We start from the raw sequence: 7648 nt of genomic DNA on the forward strand, positions 1-7648 counted from the left end.
GGACCTAATTTGTGCCCTGAGTATCGAAAAAGCGACGCGCGATGACGAGCGAGATGGTGCGGGCCGCCCGCATGCTGCTCCGGTGGGAGCAAAAGGATTTGGCAGAGGCGTCGGGGGTCGCCCTGTCCACGATCAAGCGGCTGGAGACCAAGCCGGGCCCCCTCGGAGCCCATGGGTCCACGATCCAGGTCATGCGGCTCGCGATGGAGAAAGCCGGAGTGACCTTCATCGAAGGCGACACCTGCGGCGTTCAGATCACAGCGGCGCGAGGCTGGCGGTGACCTCGAACCCGAAGCACTGGCCTAAGGGACCGCATCGGCACCTCGACACGATGGTGAGCGTCCTCGCCGCGGGCGAGCCCCTATCGGATGACGAGTGGGACGCCAAGGCGGAGGCGATCAAGGCCATCGCCACGGATTTCAACGCGACCGTCGCCGAGCATGAGGGGGAGGATCGCAGCGACGATGCCAAGGAGCGGAAGAAGAATGCCGCCCGGCACAGCCACGTCGCGGAGCAAATCAGGCGGATCGAGGCCGCCTGTAACGAGCTGGCTGCGTCCTTCGAGGAGGCGCACCCCTTCACTCTGCGCGTGTTCTCCGGAGAGACCGTCGTCGGCGGCATCGCCTCCAGGATGACGCGCCACATAGGGGAGGTCGGAGGCGCATTCGACCTGACACGCCGGTATCACATCCCGCTCGCGCCCAATCCGTCCTTGCCCGAGGTGCAAGATCTCCTGTCAGCCGGGCACACAGGGGAGGAGCTGCGCCGGTTCTCGGAGCACCTGAACTGGACCCACGCGACCCGGGCCCTCGCCTTGATCGCAGGGGCGCGCCTTCGCGACTTCCAAGAGGGCTTCCACGAGGAAGTGGAGCGCGCCCGCTCGATCATCGACGCGGGCGCGGATGGATCTCTGCGGCCGTCTGAGCGCGGGATTGGCGCCCTAGCGACGGAGGCGGAGCGGCGCCAGCGGCGAAGGAAGACGGCCGTTCCGAACGCGCCCACGGACGCTGGCGGCGTCCAGAACCTTGCCGATGATGTCTACGGGCGCCCCAAGTGGAACCTGACGCGGGACTGCTACGGGCTTCTGTACGAGGCCGGGCACGGCCCCGACCTATCGGCGGCGGCTGACGGCATGCTTGTGACGTTCGCCCGCGAGATGCACGCCTATGCCACCGGGGAGCATCCCGACGAGGGCAAGCGCAGCGACGGCTACAAGCACCTCGCCGACGCCGCTGTTAGGATCATGGGGGCTTGGTACGAGCACGTCCGGCAGCTCCAGGACGCCGCTATGGGACTGGTGTCGCTTGACGAGGCATTCCACGTCCGGTGGACCGCGCTCCAGGGGGCGAACCGGACGGGGCACATCCCGATCTGGCTCGAATAGCGGGGTTGGCCACATCGCCAGCGTACTAGTATGCAGGCGCGCTAGTCTAACAGTAGACCAGCGCGCCAGCGTGACAGCGCGCCAGCGTGACAGCGCGCTAGCGTTCGGTAACGCCCTTGAGGCCGCCGTGTCCCTGTTGCGTCAGGTAGAGGTCAAGGGCGTCGAGGTATACGTCGTGCGCCTTCCTGTCCTCAACGAAGCCAATTTCCTTGAACTTCCTGGCCACCTTTGGGGGCAAGTAGAGCATCACCTTCGCCACGTCCTTTGAGGGTTTGGCCGCCGCGGCCAACGCCTCGACAGGGGCCGGAGCCAGCCCCTGTGCGGGGACCGCGGTTGGGGCCACCGATGCGGCCGGGGTGCCCGCCGTGGCTGCCGAGCCGGGTGGGGTGCCGTTCCTTATGGCCTCAAGCGCAGGGTTATTCCTTGCCACCGTTCGCCTCCATCCTCTTCCTCGACCACGCCCACACGTCCGCAATCTCGGCGGCGGCCTTGCCTTCGGGGGCGTATTCATGGACGCCCTGCCCGAGGGCGTAGGCGTATTGGTGATCCATCCGGATCGCGACCGGCACAGGCACGACCTCGCCCGAGGTGCTGAGGCGAAGGCTTACAGCCGCTGTAAGGCGGGCTTGCCGGTTGGTCGGCGCTTGATTGATGACCAGGGCGTAGGGCCGCCCCATTGCCTCCAAGGCGCGCACAGTCGGCATCGTCGCCTTTACGTCCGCCTCGGAAGGCCGCACGGGCACGAGGGCGAGGTCGGCCTCGCGCATCGCGCCGCGGGTCGAGTGACTGTCGATGCCGGGCGTGTCGATGATGGCAAGCGTGAAGCCGGCGCCGCGGAGGCGGGCCAGGGCCTCGGGGATCGCCCCGACTTGGTTGTGATCGAGCACCGCAGGGGTTTCCGCCGCCCGGGTCTCATACCAGCTCGCCGAGGTGCCCTGCGGGTCGAGGTCGAGGATCACGACGCGCTCGCCTGCCTGCTCAGCCGCGACGGCGAGGCTCACGGCCAGGGCGCTTTTCCCGGTGCCGCCCTTCTGGGTCACTAGGCTCAGAACTCGCATCGTCGCCCCTGTGTGCTGGTAGGCTGACATACCTGCGCACTGCTACGCTAACGAACCGTTGCGCTGGCATGGTGGCGTGCCTGTGTGACAGCGAATCGGTGCACTAGTGTACAGGCACACAGGCACACAGCTAAGCTGGCACGCCGGTCGGTGGCCGAGGGCGTATGTCAGGTCCAGGCTCTAGGGCCCGGCGCTACCGTGAGGAGGGCACTACCGCCCCCGCGCGATGCCGGAGGCCCGACAGGAGACCCGCAGGCCCCGCGGCGACAACCCTGAATTCGGAGGCGGCCTCACTGGCGAGGGGCCACGCTGCTACCCATCGTGGGTCCCGAAGCCCTCAGAGGGACCCGCGGACGCGGGCCCTATCCCGCACGCCCTGACGGGGCAGGCCGCCCGGCGGCAATCGCCGAAGGCGGCGCGGAGAGGCGGGGCGCGCTTGGCGCCCCGGCCAGGGGCATCAGGCCGCGATTGCCGCCGTGCGTTCGGCCAGCAACGCAGACACCGCCGCCGGAAGCGCGGACGAAGGAATGGGCGGGAACACAGGTGCGGCGCTGTCGTCGGGTTCGAAGCTGATCGGCGGGAGTGTCTTGGGCAGGCCGCGCCCGTCATCCTCTCTGTCCGGGTCATCCTCCGGCGGGTCCCCTTCCTCGTCGTTCTCGGTCTCGACGCCCCAAGAGGTCAGGATATCGTACGCCTCTGGACCCGTATCGAATAAGAAGCGGGTCCGTTCGTCCTCGACTTCTTCGATATGGGCATCGTGAGCTATTTCGTTGACAACAAAGACGGCTCTTATCATGCCAGATATTAGAATTGGCCCGCCTTCTGTTAGTACGCCCGTCCCCTCTTTCATTCGAACAAGCTTTAGCAGTCGGCCGCCGGCCCTTATTGCAGGGCCGTCCGATGTCATAGTGATCGGCATTACAGTTTGAACCCACGCCTAGAGAGCTGGTTCATCCAGCATTACGCGGGTTGGACAGACCGAGACACGCGGCCCCCATGAGTATTAGCCATGTCCTCTTGTATGCAACAGTAATGGGAGTCGGATTGCTGACGGTTCGCCAATCCAGGTCCACAGCTATTCTGCGAACACTGGAGGCGTAGCACGGCGGCTAGGCCGACGGAACGGGTTTTTTGGTGCTATACCAGTGTCCGTAAACGGACCTTAACCACTGTGCCTCTGCGGACACAGGTCCCCGTCGAACAGGCTTGGCCGCTTGCCGCCTCTCAGGACAGCCCTACTGGCCCCCGCTTCTGCGCGAGGTCGTCGATCGCCTCCAGGATGAGGCTATGGAGGGACCGGCCTTGGGTCTCCGCAAGGCGGTTCAGGGCCGCGTACCGGGCCCCGTCCAGGCGCACCGTGAACCGGGCGGCGACCTCTCGACGGCCCGGCGGCCGACCGGGCGGGCGCTTGATGGGCGGCTGCGTAGCGACCTCGGACATCTCGACCTCCGGCGGTTGGCTGCCAGGGTCGCCCGCCCCGGGCTCCGTGGCCGTTGCTTTTCGTGCGTGGGGCGGGCGCGCCCCTTCGCGACGAGCCATCATGTTCTCCTGCCAGCGTGGCTCGTGATAGCCGACCCTGGCGGGAATACACCCGATTCGACTAGCGCCGCCCTATCTCTCAAGCCGTACCGTACCTTGGCCGTAGCGGCTACAGGTCAACGCCGGGGTGGGGAGGCAAGGCAGATGCCGTCCTGGCGCCTCAGGAGCTGGCGGCACAGGGCTGGAGGCCGACAGGCGGCATGGGTAAGAAAAAGGATCTGCGGCGCACCCGGCAGGAGATGGAGGCCGAGATGTCATCCGAGGGCCCAAGGCCGCTCACTCCGCACGATGACGACGGCAAGCTTGGACAGGTCAGCATATTCATGACCAAGGGCGACCGGCGACGCCTCCGCTATCTCGGGCTCCACCTCGGCAACCTGTCCATGCAACGCATGGGCACGCGGGCCCTGAACGCCTTCCTGGAGAGCCACGGGCAACCGAGGCTCACACCCGTCCTGCAAGGGAAACCCTCGCCCGAGGAGGCGGACTAGGCAAGGAGTCCTAGTCCGAGAGTGTAAGGCCGGATTTCGGAACAGCCTCACTGGAAAGACCCCGCGCTGCTAGTCTCCGCGTGCCTTGAGAGGAACGGAGGGACCCGGAGCAGGCCTACCCCTCCGGCGGGCACCCGAGGTCCGGCACGGTGGCAAGGGGCAGAAACGCAAAGCCCCCACCGGCTCGCGCTGGCAGGGGCTTCGTTTAGGGTCCGGTTTGACCGCTGAGGCGGTTGCCTAAGAAGGCTCCGGACCCCTTAGGTCCCCGAAGGGATAGGCCCCCAATATGGGCCGTCCGGCCCCGGAATTCAACGCCGGGGCAGGGCCATGCCGAGGACGTGCAGGAGCCCGGTCTCGATCCGCTCCATGTCCGCCGGGCTCAGGATCTCGTCTAGGCCCGCGCCGCTCGCGATGACGCGGTTGAGGCGGTCGTGGGACACGGACATTACGGCCGCGCAGATTGCCCAGGTCGGGACGGTCAGGCTGGCATAGATCCCCGCCGGGAACGGCACGTCGCCCGGGGTCGGGCGCGGCGGCGGCGAGGCGGAGAACGGGACCACGAGGCAGCGGCCAGGACCGTGGCCGTGCCGATGGTTGTGCGATCGAGGGGAGACTACAACGGCGCGGCGGGTCTTGCGCATCTCCGGCGGGACGCGCGCCATGTCGAAGTGGCAGAGGAGGATCAGGCCCCGGCGCGGAACGAAGGCGATTGCCACCGGCTAGGCCGCCGACTTGGCCGCGGTGAGGATGCGGTGCACCGATCCTTTGCTGACCCCAAGCTTGGCCACGATGGCGTTCATACTGAGGCCCTGCGCGGCCAGGGCCTGGATCTCCTCCGCCCTCGCTCGCGCGGTGGGCTTGCGGCCCTTGTAGGCACCTTCGGCCTTGGCCTTGGCGATGCCCTCTCGCTGACGCTCCAGCATCATCTCCCGCTCGAACTGTGCCACGCCTCCGAGGACGTTGAGCATCAGCTTGCCCGTGGGGGTCGAGGTGTCCACGCCCAGGCTCTCGATCCGCAAGGCGATGCTGCGGGCCTCCAGGTCCGCGAGGATGGTGCCGAGGTGAGGCACGGACCGGGCGAGGCGGTCGAGCTTGGTGACGACGAGGGTGTCACCCGCCCGGACGAATTCCAGGGCAGCGGCGAGCTGCGGGCGAGGCCCAACCGACGACACCTGCTCCCGGAACAGCTTCTCGCACCCGAGGGCCTTGAGGTCGCGCACCTGCGCCTCCAGGCCGGCATCCTGCTCTAGGGTCGAGGTGCGGGCATATCCGACGAGCATAGGGGCAATCCGGTCCGTTTCGGTCCAATAGGTTCTAAGACATAAGGATCTAATCCGGTCCAAAAGTCAAACCCTATTTATGTGGACTGGATTTCACCGGGGATTGGACCGGTCCGCTAGAGCAAGCCCTATTGGAACGACGGGCGCTCAAAGCAGGCCATTGAGACTTGGAAGGGAAACAATCCGAGCCGCTGCGCGTCCGGTAAGGACCTGCTTTTGGCAGGAGTGGGGCCTGCACGATGATCTTCGAGAGCTGGAGCGGTCTTGGACGTGTCGCGCTCGTCGGACCGCTGGCCTACATCGCGCTCGTCGCAATCCTCCGCATCTCGGGGAAACGCACGCTCACGAAGCTCAATGCCTTCGACCTAGTGGTGACGGTCGCCCTCGGCTCGACCCTCGCCACGGTCTTGCTCAGCAAGTCCGTCGCGCTAGTCGAAGGCGTGCTCGCCATGGCGCTGCTGGTGTTCTTCCAATTTGCGATCACTTGGCTTGCCGTCCGGGTGCCGTGGGTCAATGGACTGATCAAGAGCGAGCCGACCCTGCTGCTGCACAAAGGCGAGTTCCTGACCCAGGCCCTTCGCGCGCAGAGGGTCACCAAAGACGAAGTTCTCTCGGCACTGCGGGCTTCAGGGGTTAGCGATGCCACTCGCGTCAACGCTGTTGTGCTGGAGACCGATGGATCGCTGAGCGTGCTGAAGAAACAGGAAGGCATGGCTGAAGATGCCACGCTTGCGAACGTGAAGCGCGTTCCTCCCGTCGATCGTTCAAGTCCCTCGCAATGACCGCACGCCTGCGCGCTTGGCTGGAAGCCCTCGGGGATCAGTTCTGGCTGCGACCTGCCCTGATCATTCTTCTCAGCCTCGGGCTCGGCCAAGCCGCAGTCTGGCTTGAGAGCGCTCACATTGCGGGTCATGACCTCTCGTCCGGCAACTGGGGGTACTCAGGTGGTGCAGAGGGTGCGCGGGCTCTGTTGAGCGCCGTTGCCTCCTCCACGATCGGGGTCGCCGGTACCACCTTCTCCATCACCATTGCGGCCTTGTCCCTCGCCTCCGGCCAGATGGGTCCGCGCTTGCTGCGCAACTTCGTGCGCGACAGTCGCAACCAGATCGCACTCGGCATCTTTCTGGGCACCTTCGCCTATGCGCTCATCGTCCTGCGAACGGTGAGGACGGTGGAGGAGACGCAGTTCGTGCCGCATCTGGCGGTCACCGGCGCGATTGTGCTGGCGCTTCTCTGTCTAGGCACCCTGGTTTGGTTCGTTCATCACATCGCGACCAGCATCAACGTTGAGACGGTCGTCGACGAGGTCCACCACGACCTGTGCAAGGCCATCGACGACCGGACCCTCGACGAAGCAGACGTCCAGCCCCCAGCGCTGCCCATCGACGGGCTGCCAGTCAGCGTCACCGGAAATCAGTTCTTGCAGGCGATCGATACGGCGCAGCTGGCCGATTACGCGCATGAACACGGTGTGAGCATCCGCCTGCTTGTGCGCCCAGGCGACTACGTCCCGTTCGGTGCATCGGTTGCCGAAGTGAGCGGAGCTGCCGAAGGAGTGAGCGAGGCTCTGGACCGCGCCCTGACGTTCGGTCGGCGAGCTGTCGCCCTGCAGGATCTGGAATACTCCGTCCGTCAGCTGAGCGAGATTGCGGTTCGCGCCCTTTCGCCCGGCATCAACGATCCGTTCACGGCAGCAAGCGTGATCGAGCGGTTCGGCGATGCGCTCTGCCGGATCGCACCCCGTCATCTGAGAACTGGCGCGGTCGAGCGCGAAGGGCGGATCGTTCTGGTCTACCCTGTGACGGACTACGCAGGCCTGTGCGATGCCATGTTTCACCTGATCCGGCAGAACACCTCGGGATCAGCCTACGTGCTGATCCGCATGCTGGAAGTTCT

General features: G+C 66.0%; 11 protein-coding genes. 5 read left to right on the forward strand and 6 right to left on the reverse strand.

The features are described from left to right. Window positions 1–41 precede the first annotated feature (41 nt). Window positions 42–281, forward strand: coding sequence for a helix-turn-helix domain-containing protein (locus tag E1J50_RS06360; RefSeq protein ID WP_132251553.1), 240 nt, complete (start codon window positions 42–44; stop codon window positions 279–281). Continuing rightward, on the forward strand, window positions 278–1384 hold the full coding sequence (locus E1J50_RS06365; protein ID WP_132251555.1) for a hypothetical protein: 1107 nt from the start codon (window positions 278–280) through the stop codon (window positions 1382–1384). Before E1J50_RS06360 ends, E1J50_RS06365 begins: the two co-directional genes overlap by 4 nt. A gap of 97 nt (window positions 1385–1481) precedes the next feature. On the opposite strand, the gene E1J50_RS06370 is transcribed toward E1J50_RS06365, so the two are convergent. The 4 genes from E1J50_RS06370 to E1J50_RS06385 all read right to left on the reverse strand — a co-directional run bounded on the left by E1J50_RS06370 (window position 1482) and on the right by E1J50_RS06385 (window position 3882). Next, window positions 1482–1814, reverse strand: a complete 333-nt coding sequence (locus E1J50_RS06370) for a hypothetical protein (protein WP_132251557.1) — start codon at window positions 1812–1814, stop codon at window positions 1482–1484. Beyond that, window positions 1801–2442: a division plane positioning ATPase MipZ gene (locus tag E1J50_RS06375; protein WP_132251559.1), complete on the reverse strand. Its 642-nt coding sequence runs from the start codon at window positions 2440–2442 to the stop codon at window positions 1801–1803. Before E1J50_RS06375 ends, E1J50_RS06370 begins: the two co-directional genes overlap by 14 nt. A 457-nt stretch (window positions 2443–2899) precedes the next feature. Next, window positions 2900–3361, reverse strand: a complete 462-nt coding sequence (locus E1J50_RS06380) for a hypothetical protein (protein ID WP_132251561.1) — start codon at window positions 3359–3361, stop codon at window positions 2900–2902. Between the two features lie 305 nt (window positions 3362–3666). Continuing rightward, entirely contained in the window at window positions 3667–3882 is a 216-nt protein-coding gene (locus tag E1J50_RS06385; protein WP_132251563.1) for a ribbon-helix-helix protein, CopG family, read from the reverse strand. 299 nt (window positions 3883–4181) lie between these two features. On the opposite strand from E1J50_RS06385, the gene E1J50_RS06390 reads away from it, so the two are divergent. Beyond that, a complete protein-coding gene (locus tag E1J50_RS06390; protein WP_132251565.1) occupies window positions 4182–4472 on the forward strand; it encodes a hypothetical protein in 291 nt (96 codons plus the stop codon). Window positions 4473–4780: 308 nt separating this feature from the next. Here the strand turns inward: E1J50_RS06390 and E1J50_RS06395 are convergent, their stop codons facing one another. Then, the gene (locus E1J50_RS06395; protein WP_132251568.1) at window positions 4781–5188 is read right to left on the reverse strand and encodes a type II toxin-antitoxin system PemK/MazF family toxin; all 408 of its coding nucleotides are present in this window, start codon (window positions 5186–5188) and stop codon (window positions 4781–4783) included. Window positions 5189–5191: 3 nt separating this feature from the next. Beyond that, window positions 5192–5752 (reverse strand): recombinase family protein, encoded by a 561-nt coding sequence (locus E1J50_RS06400; protein WP_132251570.1) that lies wholly within the window; start codon window positions 5750–5752, stop codon window positions 5192–5194. A gap of 239 nt (window positions 5753–5991) precedes the next feature. Here E1J50_RS06400 and E1J50_RS06405 point away from each other — a divergent pair, with 239 nt between their 5' ends. Further along, window positions 5992–6534, forward strand: a complete 543-nt coding sequence (locus E1J50_RS06405) for a DUF421 domain-containing protein (protein WP_132251573.1) — start codon at window positions 5992–5994, stop codon at window positions 6532–6534. Beyond that, window positions 6531–7648: DUF2254 domain-containing protein (locus E1J50_RS06410; protein ID WP_132251575.1), on the forward strand; the 1118-nt coding region annotated here is incomplete at its 3' end. The genes E1J50_RS06405 and E1J50_RS06410, both read left to right, overlap by 4 nt.

The sequence above is a fragment of the Methylobacterium segetis genome (assembly GCF_004348265.1).
Taxonomy (GTDB): domain Bacteria; phylum Pseudomonadota; class Alphaproteobacteria; order Rhizobiales; family Beijerinckiaceae; genus Methylobacterium; species Methylobacterium segetis.

What these genes read in the sequence shown, in the direction of transcription:
- E1J50_RS06360 (WP_132251553.1), top strand. Translation starts at nt 42, where the DNA reads ATGACGAGCGAGATGGTGCGGGCCGCCCGCATGCTGCTCCGGTGGGAG.
- E1J50_RS06375 (WP_132251559.1), bottom strand. Translation starts at nt 2,442, where the DNA reads ATGCGAGTTCTGAGCCTAGTGACCCAGAAGGGCGGCACCGGGAAAAGC.
- E1J50_RS06380 (WP_132251561.1), bottom strand. Translation starts at nt 3,361, where the DNA reads ATGCCGATCACTATGACATCGGACGGCCCTGCAATAAGGGCCGGCGGC.
- E1J50_RS06385 (WP_132251563.1), bottom strand. Translation starts at nt 3,882, where the DNA reads ATGTCCGAGGTCGCTACGCAGCCGCCCATCAAGCGCCCGCCCGGTCGG.
- E1J50_RS06390 (WP_132251565.1), top strand. Translation starts at nt 4,182, where the DNA reads ATGGGTAAGAAAAAGGATCTGCGGCGCACCCGGCAGGAGATGGAGGCC.
- E1J50_RS06400 (WP_132251570.1), bottom strand. Translation starts at nt 5,752, where the DNA reads ATGCTCGTCGGATATGCCCGCACCTCGACCCTAGAGCAGGATGCCGGC.
- E1J50_RS06405 (WP_132251573.1), top strand. Translation starts at nt 5,992, where the DNA reads ATGATCTTCGAGAGCTGGAGCGGTCTTGGACGTGTCGCGCTCGTCGGA.